We start from the raw sequence: 17,871 nt of genomic DNA on the forward strand, positions 1-17,871 counted from the left end.
CCGGCAGGACAGAGGGGGGTGCTGTCCCGCCGGCCTTGGCCTTTGGACGGGCAAGACGCGTAAAAAACCGGGCAGCCACGTATCCTTTTTGCGCGCCCGTTCGTCTCTGGTTCCTAGAGGTCGCGTGTCCGCGATCCGCAACCCTGGGAGACCATCATGGCGAGCATCGAGAGCGAGGCAAACAGGAACCACTATGCGGCGATCGTCGCCAATGCCGGCAAGTTCAACAGTCCGCAGGCGATGATCGATTTCAATGACACCAGCTGGACGGCGCTGACCGGCGAACCCGGCGGCGTCGACTTCATCGAGGTCGATGCCGGCGGCGTGCCGGCGCTATGGGTCGTGCCGAAGGGCGCCGACGAGGAGCGGGCGCTGTTTTACGCGCATGGCGGCGGCTTCCTCGGCGGCTCGATCTACACCCACCGCAAGCTGGTCGGCCATCTGGCCAAGGCCGTCGGCTGCCGGGCCTTGCTCTATCACTATCCGCTGGCGCATCAGGCCAAGCATCCGGCCCAGCTCGAGGCGGCGATATCAGCCTGGAACTGGCTCGTCGACCAGGACTTCGACACCGGGCGGATCGCGATTGCCGGCGATTCCTGCGGCGCGGTGCTGACCTATGGCGTGCTGCAGCGGCTGCGTGCCCAGGGCCGGCCGCTGCCGGCCGCCACGCTGATCATCTCCGGCTGGTTCGACATGGCGCTGACCGGCGCCAGCTACGAGACCAACCGCGAGAAGGATCCAGCCTTCGCCAGGCAGTCCGTCGACTGGCTGGTGACCAATTTCATCGGCGACCGCGACCGGCTCGATCCGGAGGTCAGCGCGCTCTACGCCGACCTCTCCGGCTTTCCGCCCGTCTTCCTGCAGGCCGGCGGCGACGAGACGCTGGTCGACGAAAGCCGCATGTTCGCCGAGCGCGCGCGGCAGGCTGGTGTCGAGACGCGCCTCGATGTCTTCGACGGCATGCTGCACTCGTTCCAGATGATGGCCGGCCGGGCGCCGGAAGCCGACGACGCGATCGGCCGCTTCGCCACCTGGGTGCGGCCGAAGCTTGGCCTGCCGGATGCCGTCAGCGAGAAGGTTTCAAGTGGTAATGTCATTGGCGGCAAGGCGGCGTGACCATGCGCCGGCTGATCGGATCGCGCTTCGTGCTTGTGGATGTGTCGCGCTTGCGCGATGCTGCGGTGACGCCGAGCGATGTGCCGCGATGAACCAGCAGATCCGCAAATCCCCCGAAGCGAGGCAAGGCTTGCAGCCGCGCGTCGACCCCGAAGGCTTGTTCGACCTGCGCTACCGGGCGTTCCTGGAGACGGTCTCGCATCTGCGCGTCCGTCTGCACCGCTATTGCGCGCGCATGACCGGCTCGGCTCTCGACGGCGAGGACATCATGCAGGAGGCGCTGTTCGAGGCCTATCGCAAGATCGGGCTGCTCGACGATGCACAGGCGCTGCGGCCATGGCTGTTCCGCATCGCCCATAACAGGTGCATCGACTTCATCCGCACCCGCCGCACGCGGCTCAAGGCCGAAGCCGGCTATGCCAGCGATGAGATCGTGCTGCCCGTCGAGCCCGCCGGCCCTGGCGCCGGCCGCGCCATCGAGCGGCTGGTGGTGCACCTGCCGCCGAAGGAGCGTGCCTGTGTGCTGCTCAAGGATGTCTTCGACCATTCGCTCGACGAGATCGCCGACCTGGTCGGTTCGACATCGGGCGGTGTCAAATCGGCGCTCAATCGCGGCCGCGCCAAACTCGCCGCCCTGCCGGCGCAGGCGGTCGCGGCACCCGTACACGACCCTGACCTGGAGCGGCTGCTCGGCCGCTATGTCGAACTCTTCAATGCCAGGGATTGGGACGGGGTGCGGGCGCTGACCAGCGCCGATGCGCGGCTGCGGGTTTCGGACTGCTACAACGGCCTGCTCTCCGGCTCGCCCTATTTCGTCGAGTATGAGCGCGGCGAGCCCTGGCGCATGCGACCAGGTGTGGTCGAAGGGGAGGCCGTGCTGGTCGTCGACAGGCGGAGAGACGAGGTCTGGCGGCCGGCCTATCTGGTACGCATCCATGCCGAGCGCGGCGTCATCGACCGCATCGCCGATTATTATGCGTGTCCGTGGATCCTGGACATGGTTTCCGATGACGCGGAATGAACCTTGGCGTCGAAGATCTTCGGAAACATCTACGGGGGGTTTGACAACAACGGCGCAAACTGGCCGTATCCGGAGATCATCTGCAGGTATAGATGCGAACTGGATTGGGGGGTGCGCATGGCCATCAAGGCATTGCCGTATTGGCTGGGCGCTGCTTCAGCGGCATTGTTTCTTCTGACGTCGGCTTTCCCGTCCAACGCTGAATCTTACTCCAATCTGCAAAGCAAGGGCTACAAGACCGGAAAACTGGCGCGTGGCGCCTCGGGTAATCTGGGCTGGTTCGTTTCCGATGGCCAGACGAAGTTCTTCTGCAAAATGCACGTGGGGCTGGCCTATGTGGGTAGCACCAAGATGATCGGGTTTACCTCCGCAGGTGCGCAAGTCTCACTGGACCGCAAGGTCTACGAAAGTCATACCGGGGGACATGACGACTCCATACCCCAGCTTGCGGATTTGAAGGCCGGCAAGCTCAATGCGCGGGATGTCGGCAATTGCGCTCCGGCGAAATGACCCGCCGAGGACGGCGGGTATTTCTGTTCGCACCTCACTTCGCATCGTGAAAAATGATGCCGACGGTGTGGCGCATGCTTGAGCGCAGATTCACAAGATCGGTTTCAGCAAGCCCGACGTGGCCGCGTCGGGCGGTTGTTACCTGGAGAGGAAATCGGTGATGAGCTTGACCGTGGCATCCGGGTTTTCTTCCATGATCCAGTGGCCGGATGAGGGCACGATGGCGCCGGTCACGTCTGCCGCGACGAAGCGCAGGATGTCGGCCTGTGTCGTGCCTGCCGATTTCTCCGCGCCGGCTGCCAGCACCGGCATGGCCAGTTTGCCGCCGGCGGAAAGCATCGACTGGTTGTCGATGGCGTCCTGGTCGAATGCCTTGAACTGTTCGAAGGCGTCATGCATGGCGTGCGGGCGCGCATAGAGTTTTGCGTAGTGGACGCGCGTCGCCTCGTCGATCTTCTTCGGGTCGGCCGACAGTTCGTTGTAGAAGCGGTCGAGGTAGATGCGCTCGCGGCCCGCGACCAGCCGCTCCATGTCGGGGCCGCGGAAGTTGAAGTGCCAGAGCAGCGGGCTTTGCTTGATCTTGTCCCAGTCACCTATGCCCGGCAGCGGTGCGTCGATGACGACCCACTTCGTGATGCGCTTGGGATATTGCGCGGCCAGCGCATAGCCGACCATGTTGCCGATGTCGTGCGTCACCAGGTCGGCCTTGTCGATCTTCAGCGCGTCCATCACGCCGGCGATGTCGACCGCCTGGTTCTTCTTGGTGTAGCCGCTGTCCGGATGCGCCGAAAGGCCCATGCCGCGCAGGTCCGGCACGATCACCGTGTGATCCTTCATCAGCTTTATCGCGGCCGGCGCCCACATGTCGCCGGTGTCGCCGAAACCGTGCAGCAGCACGACCGCGGGCCCTTGTCCACCGACGCGCACATAAAGCCTGGTGCCGTTGGTCTCGATCGATTGCGTCTTGAAGCCGGTCGGAAACGGGATCACGCGCGCGGAGGCCGGAGCGACGAGTGACAGCAGACCAAGCACGATGACCAAAGGACGAAACATGAAGCATTACCCCGCTTTTATTCTGTCGCCGCGGTATCGCGGTCCTTTCAACTATGGCACCATGTCCTTGATTTCGTTAGGCGTCGGTTGCCTGATTGTGAATTCGGGAAAGCCGAACAATGCTAAAGCTTGAATCCGCCGCCGCGTTTGTCGCCGTCGCGGAATCCGGTTCGATCACCGAAGCGGCCAGGCGCATGAGCCTGTCCAAGTCCGTCATCAGCGAGCGGCTGTCGGAGCTTGAGCGCAGCCTCGGCACAAGGCTGCTGGACCGCACCACCCGCAAACTCTCCATCACCGAAGCGGGGCGGGGTTTTTACGAGCGCGCCAAGCGCATCATGCAGGAAGTGGCCGATGCCAGCGCCGAAATCGCCGAACATCGCGGCGAACTCGCTGGACCGCTCAGAATATCGGCGCCGACCAGTTTCGGCATCCTCCATCTCGGTCCGGCGCTGTATGGCTTCCTGGCCAGGCACCCTGGGATCGAACTGACGCTTGATCTCGACGATCGTTTCGTCAGCTTGGTGGCCGATGGCTACGATGCCATTGTGCGTCACGGGCCGGTCGTCGATGACGGACCTGTCATCGTCAAGAAGCTGGCTTCCAGTCGTCGCTTCCTGGTGGCCTCACCGGACTATATCGAGCGATTCGGATGGCCCGCGACCACCGACGACCTGAAACGCCATAAGGGCATCATCTATTCCATCCGGGGCGCCGCCGACTGGCGGTTCAAGATTTCGCGGCGGCTGGTGACGATCCGCCCGGAAACCGCGCTGCGCGTCAACAATGGGATTTTGATGCGCGACGCAGCACTTGCCGGCCTCGGCCTGGCGCTGCTCCCCGCCTATTTCATCCGGACCGAGATCGCCGACAAGCGATTGACGGTCGTCGATGTCGGGGCCGAGCCTGAAGGGGCAACCCTCTATATCGCCTGTCCCGAGGACAGGCGCGGATCCGCCAAACTGCGCGCGCTCACCGCATGGTTACGCGATGCCTTTGGCGATCCGCCCTATTGGGAGGCGTGAGCCGGCGCTCACTTGGCATCGTGAAAAATGATGCCGACGGTGTGGCGCATGCCTGAGCGCAGGCGGCTGACGCCGTGGCGCAGGTTGACGCGGTAGTTGCCCTTGGTTCCCTGCACCGGCCGGTTGTGGACGGCGAAGGCCACCGCATCTCCCTGGCGCAGCGGCACCACTTCGACCCGGCTCTGCATGCGCGGCCGCTGCTCGGTCAGCGCGAACTCGCCGCCGCTGAAATCCTCGCCCGGTTCGGAGAGCAGGACCGCCACCTGCAGCGGAAAGGCGAGGTCGCCATAAAGGTCCTGGTGCAGGCAGTTGAAGTCGCCGGGGACATATTGCAGCAGCAGCGGCGTCGGCCTGACCTGGCCGGCGGCGTGGCACTGGTCGAGAAACGCGGCATGCGTGCCGGGGTAGCGCAAGGCGATCCCCATGCGCTCGTTCCACCGGTTGGCGACCTCGGCCAGCCTGGGATAGAGCGCGCTGCGCAGGCCGCCGAGCAGATCCGGCAAGGGATAGCGGAAATAGCGGTATTCGCCCTTGCCGAAACCATGTCTGGCCATGTGGATGTGACTGCGGAAATGCTGCTCCTGGGGGTAGAGGCCGGCGATCTGCCGGCACTCCTCTGGCGAGAGCAGCTTTTGCATCACCGCACAGCCGAAACCGTCGAGTTCGGTGGTCAGCGCCGGCCAATCGTAGGCGGAGATGCGTGTCTCGGCGGCTTCCACCACCGATGCGGCAACCCTGGCATGGGCGTTCATATCGCCGCCTCCTTGTTCAGCAAGGCGCGCTTGCGTTCGATGCCCCAGCGGTAGCCCGACAGCGTGCCGTCGGCGCGGACCACGCGGTGGCAGGGAATGCCGAGCGCGATCGCGTTGGCCGCACAGGCGGTTGCTACGGCGCGGGCGCCGTTCGGTTGGCCAAGCCGCCGGGCAAGCGCGGTGTAGGTGATGGTGGCGCCACAGGGGATGGCGCGCAGCACCTCCCACACCCTTTGCTGGAACGGCGTGCCGTGGCGCATGTCGAGCGGCAGGTCGAGGCCGGCGCCGGGCGTTTCAATGAAGCGCGCGATTGCGGCGAGATCGCCGCGCAAGGCGGCTCCATCTTCGACCAGCATCCTGCCGGGGAAGCGGTTGGCGAGGTCCCGCTCCAACGCATCGGTGTCGGCGCCGATCAGGATGGCGCAGACGCCGACGGGGCTGCGTGCCGCCAGGATGGTGCCGATCGCGGATTGGCCAGTGGCGTAGGTGATGGTGGCGTCGTGCGCCGTCGACGCGGTCATTTGAGTTTGCATGAGGTTCATTGCCTTCACTCCTTGTTGTGACTGAACCCTAGCCATGTGTCTTCCGTCCCTCACTCCGATGCTTGCTTTCAAATTCAAATCGTCGCGTACGAGGGTGAACGACGCCAAGGTAAGCACCCTACGGCGCCCCCCTCTGTCCTGCCGGACAGAGGGGGGCGCCGTAGAGCGCTGAGTTTATTCATGCGACACGCGTGACGGACACCTCGCCCAGCAGGAAAACCTCGCCTGACAACAGCCGCAGCTCAACCTCGCCACTCGCAGTGCGGCTCCACTCGGCCTTGCCATCATCGACCAGTTCGCCGATGGCGGCCAGGACCTGCGACTTCGCGTCAATGGCTGCACCGTTGGCGGCCTGGCTGTTCGCACCGGCGGTGGAAGACCTTGCCATCGTGCGCATCGCCGGTCCCTCGTCAGGCCCGCGAAGACTGGTAGGCCCTGTCGGCGGCCTTCGTCGACCCGCCAGCCTCACGGTCGAGCAGCGCGCGTTTGCGCTCGGCGCCCCAGGCATAGCCGGACAGGGCGCCGTCCTTCCTGATCACGCGGTGGCAGGGAATGGCCACCGCATGGGCGTTGGCGGCGCAGGCGCCAGCGATGGCGCGGGTTGCCTTCGGCGCGCCGATGCGCTCGGCGATCCCGGCGTAGGAAACCGTGCTGCCGACCGGGATGTCCCGCAGAGCCTGCCAGACGCGCTGCTGGAACGCGGTGCCGCGCACGTCGAGCGGCAGGTCGAGACCGAGCTGTGGCGCCTCGACAAAGCCGACGACGCGGGCGACCAGCGCTTCGTAGTCGTGGTCGCCGCCGATCAGTCGTGCCTTGGGGAAACGGTCCTGCAGGTCGCGCACCAGTGCATCCGGATCGTCGCCGAGCAGGATCGAGGCGACGCCCTTCCGGCTCGACGCGACCAGTATGGTGCCGAGCGAGGATTCACCGACGGCGAAGCGTATGTCTTCGTTGGCGCCTCCGGCGCGGTAGCGCGTCGGCGTCATGCCGAGCATGCCGGTGGATTTCTCGTAGAAACGCCCGCTCGAATTGAAGCCGGCATCATAGATCGCCGTGGTCACGCTGGCGCCGTCTTCGAGACCCTGGCGGACCCGGGCGGCGCGGTGTGCGGCGGCATAGTCCTTCGGCGTCAGCCCGGTGATCGCCTTGAAGACGCGGTGGAAATAGCCGGTGCTGCGGCCGGCGGCGTGCGCCAGCTCGGCGAGCGACGGCTCTTCCTCGCTCTGCTCGATCCTGCGGCAGGCATCGGCGACCATCGCCGCGTTGCCAGCCTCCAGCGAGGGGCCATCGGGGTTGCAGCGCCGGCAGGCGCGGAAGCCGGTCGCCTTCGCCTGAGCCAGCGTGTTGTGCAGTTGCACATTCCCGGGGTTGGCGCGCCGCGACGGGCAGGAAGGGCGGCAATAGACGCCGGTCGTCGCCACCGAATACCAGAATTGCCCGTCCGCCGATTTGTCGCGCGCGATGATGCGTGCCCAGCGCGGATCGTCGGTGACCGGCAGCGGCGTGGATTTCAGGTCCTTGGCCAGGGTGATGAACATGGGCGCATTGAAGCCGCCGAAAGCCGGCCGCGCCACCCGTTTCCTGCCAACGTCAGGATGGCGCAAGTCAATGCGAGAGGCGGCGGTTCTCCTACGCCGCCCGCTTGGGCTCCACCGCAAACGGGCTGAGCCCAAGCCAGGTCTGCATCTTCTTGCCGATCGCCTGGTCGCCGGTCAGGGAAACCTTCGCGCCGGCCTTCTCCACCGTGAGCAATCCCATCCAGATCGCCGTCATCGTGTGCAGGTCGGTCGAGACGTAAAGGTCTACATCGAAGCCCGGATCGTACCAGCACAAATCGACCTCGCCGTGCTTTTCGACGATCAGCCACCACGAGCGTTTGGACGCCGGCAGATCCTGATACAGAAATTGTATCACCGTGCGGCCCTCGGGGAGCGGCGAGGGGTTCAGATTGCGCCGCATGTCCCACATCAGCAGCGACGGATCGAGGTTCTTGAGCGACAGCCGGGACTCGACCCATTTCTGTCCCCAGAACCCCATCGCCTCGACGACCGGGCGCAAGTCGCGGCCGGCCTCGGTCAGCCGATAGTCGAAAATCCCCTTCTCGCCCTGGACCTCCTTGCGCTCGACAATCCCCGCCAGCTCGAGCTCCTTCAGCCGTTGCGACAGAAGGGTTGGCGACATCTTTGGCACGCCGCGGCGCAGGTCGTTGAAGCGGGTCGAGCCCGCTACCAATTCGCGCATCAGCACCATCGTCCAACGAGTGCACAGCACCTCGGCGGCCATCGATAGCGGGCAGAACTGCTTGTATCCGTGCTGGGTCATGATTGGTGTTCCTCCCTCGAAGCTGGCCGAATATTAGGCCTTCATGAATGAAGCAGCCAGTACGGAAACTGTACCACCCCAGTACAGATCGCGGACTGGTTGGCGAGGGTCCTGCCATGTGAGCCTTTTGACCGGTTGCACGGGATACCCCTGTGCGCCGCAACCAGGAGACGACCATGACTGTTTACGTAATCGCGGACATCAAGGTGAACGACCCGAAATGGGTGCCGACCTACGCCGCCTCTGTGCACGACATCGTCCATAAGCATGGCGGCAAATATCTGTCGCGCAGCGGCAATGTGAAGACGCTTGAAGGCAAGCCGCTCGATACCACGCTGATCGCCCTGATGGCGTTCCCGTCGGAAGCGGCGGCGCGCGCCTTCACCAATGATCCGGCCTATGCGCCTTTCGTTTCGGCGCGTCAGGGCGGCAGCGACAGCCGCTTCCAGCTGATCGACGACACCGATCTGGCCGGAACGATCCCGTATCTGCCGAAGGGATGATCCTCCCCGGCAGTCGTCACATCGATTTCGGGATCTCCAAGCAACCACAGCGCTTGCCTGCCGGGCCTCCGTATTTTCGGCGGCCGGCCAGCCGTGCCTTTTCAAGAAGAATGGAATGGATATGAAATCAAACCTTCGCAACAGGCTCGTCATGGCGGGGGCCATGCTGGCCGTCTGCGCCTCCTTCGCGCAGGCGCATCAGGAAGCAGCTGAAGCTGCGTCCGGTCCCAATCCACTGGCCGACAAGGTACGGGCCGCCAACAGCCGGTTTCTCGACGTCAAGGCGGCGACAGCCGAGGGCTATGCGCCCATTCCCTGCGCCAGCGGCATCACCGGTGGCGCCATGGGCATCCACTACGTCAACGGCCAGTATCTGAAGGACGACAAGATCGACATCGCCCGTCCCGAGGCCGTGATGTACGAGCCGATGGCCGACGGCCGGCTTAAGCTGGTGGCGGTCGAATACATCACCTCGAAGGGCCCGGCGTCGCTGGACGGACAGCTGTTCAACTTCAACAGCGCGCCTAACCGCTATGGCCTGGGTGAATTCTACGAGCTGCATGTCTGGGCCTGGAAGGGCAACCCGACCGGCACTTTCGCCGATATGAACCCGAAAGTGTCATGCGAACACGCGATGGCGCCGAGCCAGTAGCCGGCAAGGCCAAGCGGCGCCAATGCCGCCTGGCCTCTCCCAAAAAGCAATGGGGGCTCGGTTGGCCCGGCCTCAGCCAGGTCCAGTCATTGCGACGCCGGTTCGGGCAGCGGCAGTCCGATCCCGGCGGTGTCCTGGCTCTCCTGCGGCAGAACGAAACGCCCGGTCAGGTACCAGAGCACGGACACGACAAGGATCGAAAGGTAGCCGTCCACGGCATAGTGCCAGCCGGTGTAGACCGAGCCGAACAGGATGAGTGCTGCAAAGGACCAGCTGGCGACGGCCCAGCGGCGCCCGAACCCGCTCAGGAAGAACGCGTTGAGCGTAACGAAGGCGACATGCATGCTTGGCATGGCGGAGATGCCGCCGCCCAGTTCGGGGCGGCCGCTTGCGTGGGCTGTGAGCAGATAGTTGGCATAGGTATGGACCGGCGCGGCGTAGCCGTTCTGCGCCAGGGCGGTCTGCAATGCGGCAAACCGGTCGCCGCCGTAGAACTGGTCGTGGAATATCGGGCCGGTGGACGACAGCGCCAAGGCCAGAACGGTGCCGCACAGGATCGTGGTCAGCGCGAGCGCCCAGAGATAACGCAAACGCCCTGCCGGGTTGTTCCAGAAGGCGACGAACAGCAAAGTGCCGAACCATTGCACGTGCCAGCCATATCCGTAGCCGATGAAAATGACCGCCGAGATGGGTTCGGGAGTGACGCTGTGCGCCCATGTCCAGGGATCGGCGCCATGCAGCCTAAAATCAAGCTCTGCCAGCATGCCGTCGGCATAGAATGGCACGATGTCGGGGATGGCGATCTTGAAGGCGGTGAAGGCGGTGATGCCGAGAAAGAACAGGAGGATCACCGGTGCGGCGACCAGCCAGCGCTGCCTGAGCATATCGAGCATGAACCGCGTCGGGCTATGCCTGGCAAATGTCAGCGCCACCAGGCTGAGGCCGGCGGCAAGATGCACGGGCAGGAAGAAGACGAACGGGTGGGCGTAGGATTGCGCCAGGTGCAGATAGCGGCCCGGCTGCAGGCAAAGCGCGGCCAGGGCATAGGCCAGGCACAAGGCGGTCAGCAGCCAGCCGCTCCTGGTCGCAGCGATGTCCAGATCAAAAACGGCAAGCGCGCGACGTTTGCCGTCCCGCTGCCCGGTGTGCGCACTCATCGAGGAAATCCCGCCAGCTGCCCAAAGCCTTATTAAGGGTATTTCGCTTATTAAGTATTACTATTCAGTTACACTTTGAAAAGGAGAAAGGTTTTAAATATTAGACGTTTATAATTCTTCCTTTTCCATCAAGGATTCGTTGACGACGATGTCAAATGCATAAGTATCGATGACAGCGGAGTCGCTTCCGAACCTCCCGAAAAGGTTGCCGAGCTTCGGCCGCAGTCGAAGCGGGCCATCGCCTGGTCGGCGATGGCCCTGTAAATCAGGCGGTCTTTATCAGGCCGAGCTGGGTCAGCGCGGCGACGCCATCGTCGAGGCCGATCTCCTCGACGATCCTGCCGTCGATCACCTTCAGCACGGTAGTGCCGGTGAAGCGCATGGCGCGGCCGGTGGCGGCGGGCAGCGAGCCGACGAGGAAATCGCCGAAGGCCGGGCCGGTATGCGTGCCGCCGCCCTCCCATTGGCCGACGACATAGTCGCCCTCGGCGATGAGATCGGCGGTGGCCCAGAAGTTGAGATCCCGGAAGGCGGCGCGGAAATCGGTCATGAAGGCCTTGATGTCGTCGCGGCCCCGGCGTGGTTCGTGCAAGGAATATCTGAGCAGCATGTCGGGTGCTGCGATGTCGTCGACCACCGACAGATCGCAGGTTTCACCCCAGAAGTCGGTGAACCATCTGACGACGACGGCCTTGTTGTCTTCTTGCTTGGTCATTGGGAGCATCCTTTTGTGTTTGGCAGGGGTCATCGGCGCCGCCGATGACCTGGGATCACCAGCGTCGCCGATGACCTGGGCCAGCACTAGGACGATTGGCGGCGCGCAAAACTCCGGTTCTTGCCGGCCAATTCAAGACGGGGAAGGTGCCGGTGCTCCAGCCCAACCGCGATAAACAGACCGGGCGGATTGTTTTTGCCCCAGTTCAGGTCTATCTCGTGGGGCGCGGAGGCCATGTCGCTGCCCACCGCCGCAATTGCAGCAGGACATCATCATGGACAATGTCTCCCGTTCCGAACGCTCCCGAAACGCCATTATCCAGGCGGCGCTCGCCATCATCGCGCGCGATGGGCCGGGCCGGTTGACGCTGGACGCCATCGCCCGCGAGGGCGGCCTCTCGAAGGGGGGCGTGATGCACCAGTTCCGCACCAAGGAAGCGGTGCTGAAGACGCTGCTGGAGAACCAGGTCGAGTTCTTCGAGAATTTTTCCAGGGACTATCTGGCCTCGGCCGGCGCTGACGGCAACGAGCCGCAACTCGCGGCGCAGATCGCGGTGCAGCGCAAGGCCGTCTCCGAACCGCATTCGGTGGCCTTCGGCCTGCTCGGCGCCCTGGCGGAAAACCCGGCACTGCTTTCCGGCCTGCGCGAGACGGACGCCGGGAAGGTCGAGGCCATTCGAGCCGAGGCGGCGGACCCCGATCTGGCGACGCTTCGCCTGTTCGCGGCCAAGGGCCTTGCCCTGTCGACAATGATGGGCATCTGCTCGCTGTCGGAAGAGGATCTGGAGCGCCTGTTCGACCGCCTCCTCGACAACGCCCGGTGGCCTGCCGCCGCAAAGGGGCCTTCCGCTTCAAGTCAGGTGGTAAATAAAAAAACCGACTAGACGGTTTGCAAATCCATTTTTGGCTGCTATACGGACACCCAACGCAAGAGCGAGGGGTGCAGGCATGTTTGAGCCGGGGACGAAGAGCGGTGCGGGATGGCCCGCAAACAGCGGCCAACTGGCCAGGCTGAAGGCTTCCGGCGGACCGTTTGCAACACACAGACCTGTCACGGCCCTGCCGACATCTGTCGATCGCGAGATCCGGCACCGGCTTGGGGATCCTCGACCGCTGACCGCACGGTGGCGCTTGGCATTCCGTTTTTCGCCGTTGGTGGCCACCGGCCTTGCCCTATGCCTCGTCGACCTGATGACGGCCCTGCTGGCCATGCGACTGTTCGACCGCGTCCACGCAGCGGTCCCTGGCTCCGCGCTGTCGGACTATCGGCCACAGGCGCTGCTGGTGCTGGCGGCGATCCTCGCCTTGCTGCCGCTGCTGCACCTCATCTCGAAGCTCTTCATCCATGCGGCGCACAGGTCGTCGCGCCGGCATGCGTGGTTCGGCACCGCCCGCGTGATGCTGTGCGTACCGGCGAGCCTTTGCCCCGTCACCGTCATCACGCTTTTGCTCGCAACAGGACATTGAAAATGCACAAGACTATCAGGAATTTCCTGGCCATCGCCGGGCTTAGCATGGCTGTCCAGGGCTGCGTCAGCGCCGACCCGATCGCCTATTCGGGATTGTCGTCGTCGGCTGAACTTGCTCCCAATCCGCGCGACGCAACCGGACGGGTCCCTTACAGCTATTCGACCGCGGTCGACTGGAAACAGTACAGCAGCGTCATCGTCGATCCCGTCGTGATCTATCGCGGCGCCGACGGGCAGTTCGGCAAGATGCCGGCCGGCGACCGGGCCGCGATCGCCAGCTATATGCAGGACCGCTTCACCGAAAGGCTGAAGAGCCGCTTCACGCTCACCGGCAAGCCGGGGCCGAACACGTTGCGCGTGCGGCTGACGCTGACCGGCGCCAAGGCCAACACGCCGGTCCTCGGCACGCTTTCACGCTTCGACATCGCCGGCGGTGTCTACAACACCGTGCAGACCGCGCGCGACCGCGAAGGGTCGCTGACCGGCTCCGTCCTCTACGCCGTCGAGATCTTCGACGCCGGGACCAATCGCCTGCTGAAGGCCTTCGTCACCAAGCAATATCCGAGCCCGGTCAACATCAAGGCCAGCATGCAACCGCTGGCTGCCGCGCAGGCCGGTGTCGACAAGGGAGCGGATGCGCTTGTCGCGCAGCTGAAGTAACGGCCTCCAGGGCTGAAAGCCCTTTTCAACGGCGATTTGCCGAGGATCCAAATCAACAGGAGAGCCTAGCCATGGAGGCCATTTCAATTGCCTGGTTCTTCATCTGGCAGCTCTGGCTGACGGCCTTGAGCCTCATCGAAGGACATCCAATGCATCGTGTGATTTTCCGTACCCTCATCCTAGTGGCCGCACTGGCGCTGCTCGGCTGCGAACGAAGCAGCCCCTTCGCCAAGCCAGAGCAGCCGGCCAAATCCTCGGCGGGGGCGATGTGGTCGCAGTGACCGTCAGTTCGCGGCGGAGCTGATGGCCGCGGCGAATGTGTTCAGGATGCTCACATTGCCTTCCATGAGTTTCGACCTGCCGAAGACATGCCAGGTGACATGCACGGGTTGCGGCGCAAGATCGCAAAGCGTTATGCCGCGCGACGCCGCATCTCGCGGGACGCACCAGGCGGGCAGGATGCTCGCCCCAAACCCTGCGGCAACAAGTTCGATGATCGCGCTCGTCGACTCGATGCGAACGATCTCCTTCGGCCAGACGCCGGCCGGGCTGAAGTATCGTTCGTATTCGAAGCCGTGCGCCGGATGGTATGAGAAGGCCAGGTAGCTTTGCTTCCTGAAGAACTCGGCTGCCAAGGGTGCGCTTGTCTGGGTGGAACTCGGCACGACGCCGACCAGCCTGTCCTGGAACAACGGCATCGATGGCAGGCTCTCAAGTTCCGGGCCGCCCGGCGATAGGAAAAGGTCGGCACTTCCGGCGATGATTGCGGATTGCAGGTCATGGTTTGCCAGCCTGACGAATTCGAGCTTGAGCGTGCCGTGCTCCTTGCTCAGCGCGGCGGCGACTGCCGGAAGCCAATGGACATGGTCGTAATGGCCGACGGCTATGCGCAATACTGGTGACGTGCCGCGATGCAGCTGGATGGCGTCGGCCTCCGCGGTCTTCAGCGTGTCCTCGGCATAGACGGCGGCTTCGAGCAATCGCTCGGCTGCTTCCGTCAACCTGATACCCCGACCCACCCGATCGAACAGGCGAATGCCGAGCCGGCGCTCGGCTTCCCGGATTTGATGGCTGGCCGCCGGCTGCGTCAGGCCAAGCGAAGTGGCGGCAGCGCCGAGCTGGCCGTGCCGGCGCACGGCGATCAGCAACTGGTAATGCCGGCGGTCGAGATAGGTCATATGAGAATTTAGAATGATTTGGCGAGGAATAATCAATTGGAATTCGCACTGAGCCGAGCGCAATTTGCTTGGGCAACAACGCCTCGCGTTTGAGCCCGAACAGTCAGGGACGGCATTCCGGGGCCACATCATATGATCAGAATTCATTGCGGTGGGTTGCTGTCTGCATCCGCCGGGAGGGTTGCCATGCCGAGCCTGGTTCACGCCGCTGCCGAGAAGTTCGCCACGCTGTCGCTCGAGACGGTGCGCAGCGTCGAGATGCTTCGGCTCGACCGCGTGCGCCAGCAGGCTGCAGCCCACAATCTCTCGGCTGTGCTGCTCTTCGATCCGGTGAACATCCGCTATGCCACCGGTGTGCGCAACATGCAGGTCTATTCGGCGCGCAATCCGGCTCGTTATGTGTTCATCCCGGTGGTCGGACCGGTGGTGCTGTTCGAATACCGCGCCTGCGAGCATTTGGCGCAGAATCGCCCGACCGTCGACGAGATCCGGCCGGCGCGGCCGATCATGCCGCTGCATTCCGGCCACAAGCATGTCGGCCATCTCAGGGAATTCGTCGCCGACATCGAGGAGCTGGTGGCCAGGCATGGCGTCAACGGCCGCCGCATCGGCGTCGAGGCGACGACGACCGGCGCGATGCTGGCGCTTGCGGCGGCCGGCTTCGACATCATCGATGCCCAGATCCCGGTGGAGAAGGCACGCGGCCTCAAGGTATCAGGCGAAGTCGACATGATCCGCGCCTCCTTGCGCCTCACCGAGGCCGCCGTGCGCGAGATGGAGGCGGCGCTGGTTCCCGGCGTCACCGAGAACGAGCTCTGGTCGGTGCTGCACCGCAAGCTGATCGCGGGCGGCGGCGACTATATCGAGACGCGGCTCCTGACCTCCGGCGCGCACACCAATCCCTGGTTCCAGGAAACCTCGGACAAGGCCATCCAGGCCGGCGATCTCGTCGCCTTCGATACCGACGCGGTCGGCTGCTATGGCTATTACAGCGACTTCTCGCGCACCTTCCTGACCGGCGACAACAGGGCCTCGGCGGCGCAGCGGACGCTTTACGGGCTTGCTCAGGAGCAGATCGAGAGGAACGTCAATCTGCTGCGACCGGGGCTCGGGTTTCGCGAGTTTGCCGAGAGCGCGTGGCTGATCCCCGGCGCCTATCAGAAGCACCGCTACCTCTCCGTGCTGCATGGCTGCGGCATGACCGGCGAATATCCGATCATCGCGCACGCTTCGGATTGGGACGATGTCGGCAATGACGACAATGAAGTGTTCGTGCCGGGAATGACGGTCTGCGTCGAGAGCTTCATCGGTCATGAAGACGGTGGCGAGGGGGTGAAGCTCGAGGAGCAGGTGCTGATCACGGAAACTGGCGTCGAGAGGCTGTCGGTCTACGGATATTGCGACCGGCTCTCGGCCTGAGGGGCGAGCCATAGGCTGCGGTCAAGGGAGGAGGACATCAGATGTCGACGAGCGAAGGAAATAATTGGCAGGCGAGGGCGAAGGTGACGGCCTTCGCGGACGAGGCGCGAGCCGGGCGACTTGACCGTCGCGAGTTCCTGGCGATCGCCAGCGCCTTGGGCCTGTCCACGGCCGCTGCCTATGCAATGATAGGCCTGTCCGCGCCGACGGCGGCACGCGCCGGGGAGCCGGTGAAGGGCGGCGTCCTGAAAGTCGCCACCGCGGTCAAGGGGATGAAGGATCCGCGTACATTCGACGAGGCGGAACTCGGCAATGCCGGGCGCCAGTTTCTGGAAACGCTGGTTAAATACACGACCGACTTCACCTTCGAGCCGATGCTCTTGGAGCGCTGGGAGGTCAATGCGGACGCGACCGACTATGTCCTTCACCTGCGCAAGGGTGTGACGTGGAACAATGGTGACGGTTTCAACGCCGACGACGTGATGTTCAACATAGCGCGCTGGTGCGAGAAGAATGCTGCCGGCAACTCCATGGCCGGGCGCATGGGCGCGCTGATCGACGACAAGACCGGCAAGCTGCGTGATGGCGTCGTCACCAAGGTGGACGACCATACGGTGCGCCTGCAACTGGCGACTTCCGACATCTCGATCATTCCCAGCCTTTCGGACTACCCCGCTCTGATCGTCCACCGCGACTACGACAAGTCGGGCGGAAATCTCATCACCAATCCCGTCGGCACCGGGCCGTTCGAGCTCGTGTCGTACGAGGTCGGCCAGAAAGCTGTCTTCAAGCGTCGCGAGAAGGGCTCCTGGTGGGGCGGTGAGGTCTATCTCGATGGCATCGAGTTCATCGACTACGGATCGGATCCGTCGGCATTGGTCAGTGCCTTCGAGTCGGGCGAGATCCACACCAATTACGAGACGACGGGCGACATGGTCGCGGTGATGGACGGGCTCGGCTTGCAGAAATCCGAAATCCTGACGGCGGGCACGATCGTGGCGCGCACCTCGGTGTTGGCCAAGCCTTACGATGACGTGCGGGTGCGCCGGGCGCTGCAACTGGCGGTCGACAATTCCGCCGTGCTTCTTCTCGGCTATGCCGGGCTCGGTTCAGCGGCCGAGAACCATCATGTCTGTCCCATTCAACCCGACTACGCCAAATTGCCGCCGGTCGCCCGCGACCTGAAGCAGGCCAAGGCATTGATGGCGCAGGCCGGCCAGGCGGATTTCGAGCATGAGCTGATCTCGCTCGACGAGGAGTGGCACAAGAACACCGGCGACGCGATCGCCGCGCAACTGCGCGAAGCCGGATTCAAGGTCAAACGCACCGTGCTGCCGGGATCGACGTTCTGGAACGACTGGACCAAATATCCGTTCTCGCTGACGGTCTGGTCGATGCGCCCGCTCGGCGTGCAGACGCTGGCCATCGCCTACCGGACGGGCGAGGCATGGAACGAGAGTTCGTTCTCCGACAAGACGTTCGACGACATCGTCACCAAGGCATTGTCGGTCGCCGATCCGGCTACGCGGCGCGATCTCATCGGCAAGGCCGAAAAGATACTCCAGGATTCGGGTGTCATCATCCAACCTTTCTGGCGCAAGCTGTTTTGCCACTCGGCCACAATCCTGCAGGGCCGCCGGATGCACCCGACGGGAGAGACCTATTTCGACAAGGCCTGGCTTCAGGCCTGAGTGCTGGCAGGCCGGGACGCTGCCCATGCCGCGTTCCGGTAACTGTTTCTTCTCTGGTTTTGCTGCAGATTGCCCGTGGGTGGAGCAGGC

General features: G+C 64.0%; 21 protein-coding genes. 12 read left to right on the plus strand and 9 right to left on the minus strand.

Annotation, left to right across the window (positions count from 1 at the left end; all coding sequences use genetic code 11):
- The first annotated feature begins 156 nt into the window (after window positions 1–156).
- The 3 genes from DBIPINDM_RS30435 to DBIPINDM_RS30445 all read left to right on the plus strand — a co-directional run bounded on the left by DBIPINDM_RS30435 (window position 157) and on the right by DBIPINDM_RS30445 (window position 2,647).
- On the plus strand, window positions 157–1,116 hold the full coding sequence (locus DBIPINDM_RS30435) for an alpha/beta hydrolase (RefSeq protein WP_258582668.1): 960 nt from the start codon (window positions 157–159) through the stop codon (window positions 1,114–1,116).
- A gap of 88 nt (window positions 1,117–1,204) precedes the next feature.
- Window positions 1,205–2,137, plus strand: a complete 933-nt coding sequence (locus DBIPINDM_RS30440; protein ID WP_258582669.1) for a sigma-70 family RNA polymerase sigma factor — start codon at window positions 1,205–1,207, stop codon at window positions 2,135–2,137.
- Window positions 2,138–2,140: 3 nt separating this feature from the next.
- On the plus strand, window positions 2,141–2,647 hold the full coding sequence (locus DBIPINDM_RS30445) for a hypothetical protein (RefSeq protein WP_258582670.1): 507 nt from the start codon (window positions 2,141–2,143) through the stop codon (window positions 2,645–2,647).
- Window positions 2,648–2,785: 138 nt separating this feature from the next.
- On the opposite strand, the gene DBIPINDM_RS30450 is transcribed toward DBIPINDM_RS30445, so the two are convergent.
- Window positions 2,786–3,700 (minus strand): alpha/beta fold hydrolase, encoded by a 915-nt coding sequence (locus DBIPINDM_RS30450; RefSeq protein ID WP_258582671.1) that lies wholly within the window; start codon window positions 3,698–3,700, stop codon window positions 2,786–2,788.
- Between the two features lie 119 nt (window positions 3,701–3,819).
- Here DBIPINDM_RS30450 and DBIPINDM_RS30455 point away from each other — a divergent pair, with 119 nt between their 5' ends.
- Window positions 3,820–4,722 carry a LysR family transcriptional regulator gene (locus DBIPINDM_RS30455; RefSeq protein ID WP_258582673.1) on the plus strand — a complete coding sequence of 301 codons (903 nt, stop codon included), beginning with the start codon at window positions 3,820–3,822 and terminating at the stop codon, window positions 4,720–4,722.
- Between the two features lie 8 nt (window positions 4,723–4,730).
- On the opposite strand, the gene DBIPINDM_RS30460 is transcribed toward DBIPINDM_RS30455, so the two are convergent.
- The 5 genes from DBIPINDM_RS30460 to DBIPINDM_RS30480 all read right to left on the minus strand — a co-directional run bounded on the left by DBIPINDM_RS30460 (window position 4,731) and on the right by DBIPINDM_RS30480 (window position 8,338).
- Window positions 4,731–5,474 carry a 2OG-Fe(II) oxygenase gene (locus DBIPINDM_RS30460; RefSeq protein WP_258582674.1) on the minus strand — a complete coding sequence of 248 codons (744 nt, stop codon included), beginning with the start codon at window positions 5,472–5,474 and terminating at the stop codon, window positions 4,731–4,733.
- Entirely contained in the window at window positions 5,471–6,016 is a 546-nt protein-coding gene (locus DBIPINDM_RS30465) for a methylated-DNA--[protein]-cysteine S-methyltransferase (protein ID WP_258582675.1), read from the minus strand. The genes DBIPINDM_RS30460 and DBIPINDM_RS30465 overlap by 4 nt, the downstream gene beginning before the upstream one ends.
- Before the next feature lie 178 nt (window positions 6,017–6,194).
- Window positions 6,195–6,413 carry a hypothetical protein gene (locus DBIPINDM_RS30470; RefSeq protein ID WP_258582676.1) on the minus strand — a complete coding sequence of 73 codons (219 nt, stop codon included), beginning with the start codon at window positions 6,411–6,413 and terminating at the stop codon, window positions 6,195–6,197.
- A 13-nt stretch (window positions 6,414–6,426) separates the two neighbouring features.
- Window positions 6,427–7,554 (minus strand): bifunctional DNA-binding transcriptional regulator/O6-methylguanine-DNA methyltransferase Ada, encoded by a 1,128-nt coding sequence (ada, locus tag DBIPINDM_RS30475; RefSeq protein ID WP_258589381.1) that lies wholly within the window; start codon window positions 7,552–7,554, stop codon window positions 6,427–6,429.
- 91 nt (window positions 7,555–7,645) lie between these two features.
- A complete protein-coding gene (locus DBIPINDM_RS30480; protein WP_258582677.1) occupies window positions 7,646–8,338 on the minus strand; it encodes a winged helix-turn-helix transcriptional regulator in 693 nt (230 codons plus the stop codon).
- A 176-nt stretch (window positions 8,339–8,514) separates the two neighbouring features.
- Between DBIPINDM_RS30480 and DBIPINDM_RS30485 the strand changes: the two genes are divergently transcribed.
- Window positions 8,515–8,841, plus strand: a complete 327-nt coding sequence (locus tag DBIPINDM_RS30485; RefSeq protein WP_258582678.1) for a DUF1330 domain-containing protein — start codon at window positions 8,515–8,517, stop codon at window positions 8,839–8,841.
- Between the two features lie 151 nt (window positions 8,842–8,992).
- Window positions 8,993–9,493 (plus strand): hypothetical protein, encoded by a 501-nt coding sequence (locus DBIPINDM_RS30490; protein WP_416361799.1) that lies wholly within the window; start codon window positions 8,993–8,995, stop codon window positions 9,491–9,493.
- Between the two features lie 86 nt (window positions 9,494–9,579).
- Here DBIPINDM_RS30490 and DBIPINDM_RS30495 read toward each other — a convergent pair whose 3' ends face one another.
- A complete protein-coding gene (locus DBIPINDM_RS30495; RefSeq protein WP_258582680.1) occupies window positions 9,580–10,650 on the minus strand; it encodes a phosphatase PAP2 family protein in 1,071 nt (356 codons plus the stop codon).
- Between the two features lie 265 nt (window positions 10,651–10,915).
- On the minus strand, window positions 10,916–11,365 hold the full coding sequence (locus DBIPINDM_RS30500; protein WP_258582681.1) for an ester cyclase: 450 nt from the start codon (window positions 11,363–11,365) through the stop codon (window positions 10,916–10,918).
- A gap of 274 nt (window positions 11,366–11,639) precedes the next feature.
- Here DBIPINDM_RS30500 and DBIPINDM_RS30505 point away from each other — a divergent pair, with 274 nt between their 5' ends.
- The 4 genes from DBIPINDM_RS30505 to DBIPINDM_RS30520 all read left to right on the plus strand — a co-directional run bounded on the left by DBIPINDM_RS30505 (window position 11,640) and on the right by DBIPINDM_RS30520 (window position 13,774).
- Window positions 11,640–12,248 carry a TetR/AcrR family transcriptional regulator gene (locus tag DBIPINDM_RS30505; RefSeq protein ID WP_258582682.1) on the plus strand — a complete coding sequence of 203 codons (609 nt, stop codon included), beginning with the start codon at window positions 11,640–11,642 and terminating at the stop codon, window positions 12,246–12,248.
- A gap of 64 nt (window positions 12,249–12,312) precedes the next feature.
- Window positions 12,313–12,831: a hypothetical protein gene (locus tag DBIPINDM_RS30510; protein ID WP_258582683.1), complete on the plus strand. Its 519-nt coding sequence runs from the start codon at window positions 12,313–12,315 to the stop codon at window positions 12,829–12,831.
- 2 nt (window positions 12,832–12,833) lie between these two features.
- A complete protein-coding gene (locus DBIPINDM_RS30515; RefSeq protein ID WP_258582684.1) occupies window positions 12,834–13,493 on the plus strand; it encodes a DUF3313 domain-containing protein in 660 nt (219 codons plus the stop codon).
- A gap of 71 nt (window positions 13,494–13,564) precedes the next feature.
- A complete protein-coding gene (locus DBIPINDM_RS30520; RefSeq protein ID WP_258582685.1) occupies window positions 13,565–13,774 on the plus strand; it encodes a hypothetical protein in 210 nt (69 codons plus the stop codon).
- Between the two features lie 3 nt (window positions 13,775–13,777).
- Here DBIPINDM_RS30520 and DBIPINDM_RS30525 read toward each other — a convergent pair whose 3' ends face one another.
- Window positions 13,778–14,671, minus strand: a complete 894-nt coding sequence (locus DBIPINDM_RS30525; protein ID WP_258582686.1) for a LysR family transcriptional regulator — start codon at window positions 14,669–14,671, stop codon at window positions 13,778–13,780.
- Window positions 14,672–14,857: 186 nt separating this feature from the next.
- Between DBIPINDM_RS30525 and DBIPINDM_RS30530 the strand changes: the two genes are divergently transcribed.
- Both DBIPINDM_RS30530 and DBIPINDM_RS30535 read left to right on the plus strand, forming a co-directional pair.
- Window positions 14,858–16,090 carry a M24 family metallopeptidase gene (locus tag DBIPINDM_RS30530; protein ID WP_258582687.1) on the plus strand — a complete coding sequence of 411 codons (1,233 nt, stop codon included), beginning with the start codon at window positions 14,858–14,860 and terminating at the stop codon, window positions 16,088–16,090.
- Window positions 16,091–16,131: 41 nt separating this feature from the next.
- On the plus strand, window positions 16,132–17,781 hold the full coding sequence (locus tag DBIPINDM_RS30535) for an ABC transporter substrate-binding protein (RefSeq protein WP_258582688.1): 1,650 nt from the start codon (window positions 16,132–16,134) through the stop codon (window positions 17,779–17,781).
- Window positions 17,782–17,871: the final 90 nt, after the last annotated feature.

Source organism: Mesorhizobium sp. AR02, from assembly GCF_024746835.1.
Taxonomy (GTDB): Bacteria; Pseudomonadota; Alphaproteobacteria; order Rhizobiales; family Rhizobiaceae; genus Mesorhizobium.

Coding starts and splice junctions, on each gene's coding strand:
- ada (WP_258589381.1), bottom strand. CDS start 7,554: ATGTTCATCACCCTGGCCAAGGACCTGAAATCCACGCCGCTGCCGGTC.
- DBIPINDM_RS30465 (WP_258582675.1), bottom strand. CDS start 6,016: ATGAACCTCATGCAAACTCAAATGACCGCGTCGACGGCGCACGACGCC.
- DBIPINDM_RS30485 (WP_258582678.1), top strand. CDS start 8,515: ATGACTGTTTACGTAATCGCGGACATCAAGGTGAACGACCCGAAATGG.
- DBIPINDM_RS30495 (WP_258582680.1), bottom strand. CDS start 10,650: ATGAGTGCGCACACCGGGCAGCGGGACGGCAAACGTCGCGCGCTTGCC.
- DBIPINDM_RS30450 (WP_258582671.1), bottom strand. CDS start 3,700: ATGTTTCGTCCTTTGGTCATCGTGCTTGGTCTGCTGTCACTCGTCGCT.
- DBIPINDM_RS30455 (WP_258582673.1), top strand. CDS start 3,820: ATGCTAAAGCTTGAATCCGCCGCCGCGTTTGTCGCCGTCGCGGAATCC.
- DBIPINDM_RS30440 (WP_258582669.1), top strand. CDS start 1,205: ATGAACCAGCAGATCCGCAAATCCCCCGAAGCGAGGCAAGGCTTGCAG.
- DBIPINDM_RS30500 (WP_258582681.1), bottom strand. CDS start 11,365: ATGACCAAGCAAGAAGACAACAAGGCCGTCGTCGTCAGATGGTTCACC.
- DBIPINDM_RS30510 (WP_258582683.1), top strand. CDS start 12,313: ATGTTTGAGCCGGGGACGAAGAGCGGTGCGGGATGGCCCGCAAACAGC.
- DBIPINDM_RS30480 (WP_258582677.1), bottom strand. CDS start 8,338: ATGACCCAGCACGGATACAAGCAGTTCTGCCCGCTATCGATGGCCGCC.
- DBIPINDM_RS30490 (WP_416361799.1), top strand. CDS start 8,993: ATGGCGGGGGCCATGCTGGCCGTCTGCGCCTCCTTCGCGCAGGCGCAT.
- DBIPINDM_RS30525 (WP_258582686.1), bottom strand. CDS start 14,671: ATGACCTATCTCGACCGCCGGCATTACCAGTTGCTGATCGCCGTGCGC.
- DBIPINDM_RS30505 (WP_258582682.1), top strand. CDS start 11,640: ATGGACAATGTCTCCCGTTCCGAACGCTCCCGAAACGCCATTATCCAG.
- DBIPINDM_RS30435 (WP_258582668.1), top strand. CDS start 157: ATGGCGAGCATCGAGAGCGAGGCAAACAGGAACCACTATGCGGCGATC.
- DBIPINDM_RS30460 (WP_258582674.1), bottom strand. CDS start 5,474: ATGAACGCCCATGCCAGGGTTGCCGCATCGGTGGTGGAAGCCGCCGAG.
- DBIPINDM_RS30535 (WP_258582688.1), top strand. CDS start 16,132: ATGTCGACGAGCGAAGGAAATAATTGGCAGGCGAGGGCGAAGGTGACG.
- DBIPINDM_RS30515 (WP_258582684.1), top strand. CDS start 12,834: ATGCACAAGACTATCAGGAATTTCCTGGCCATCGCCGGGCTTAGCATG.
- DBIPINDM_RS30520 (WP_258582685.1), top strand. CDS start 13,565: ATGGAGGCCATTTCAATTGCCTGGTTCTTCATCTGGCAGCTCTGGCTG.
- DBIPINDM_RS30470 (WP_258582676.1), bottom strand. CDS start 6,413: ATGCGCACGATGGCAAGGTCTTCCACCGCCGGTGCGAACAGCCAGGCC.
- DBIPINDM_RS30530 (WP_258582687.1), top strand. CDS start 14,858: ATGCCGAGCCTGGTTCACGCCGCTGCCGAGAAGTTCGCCACGCTGTCG.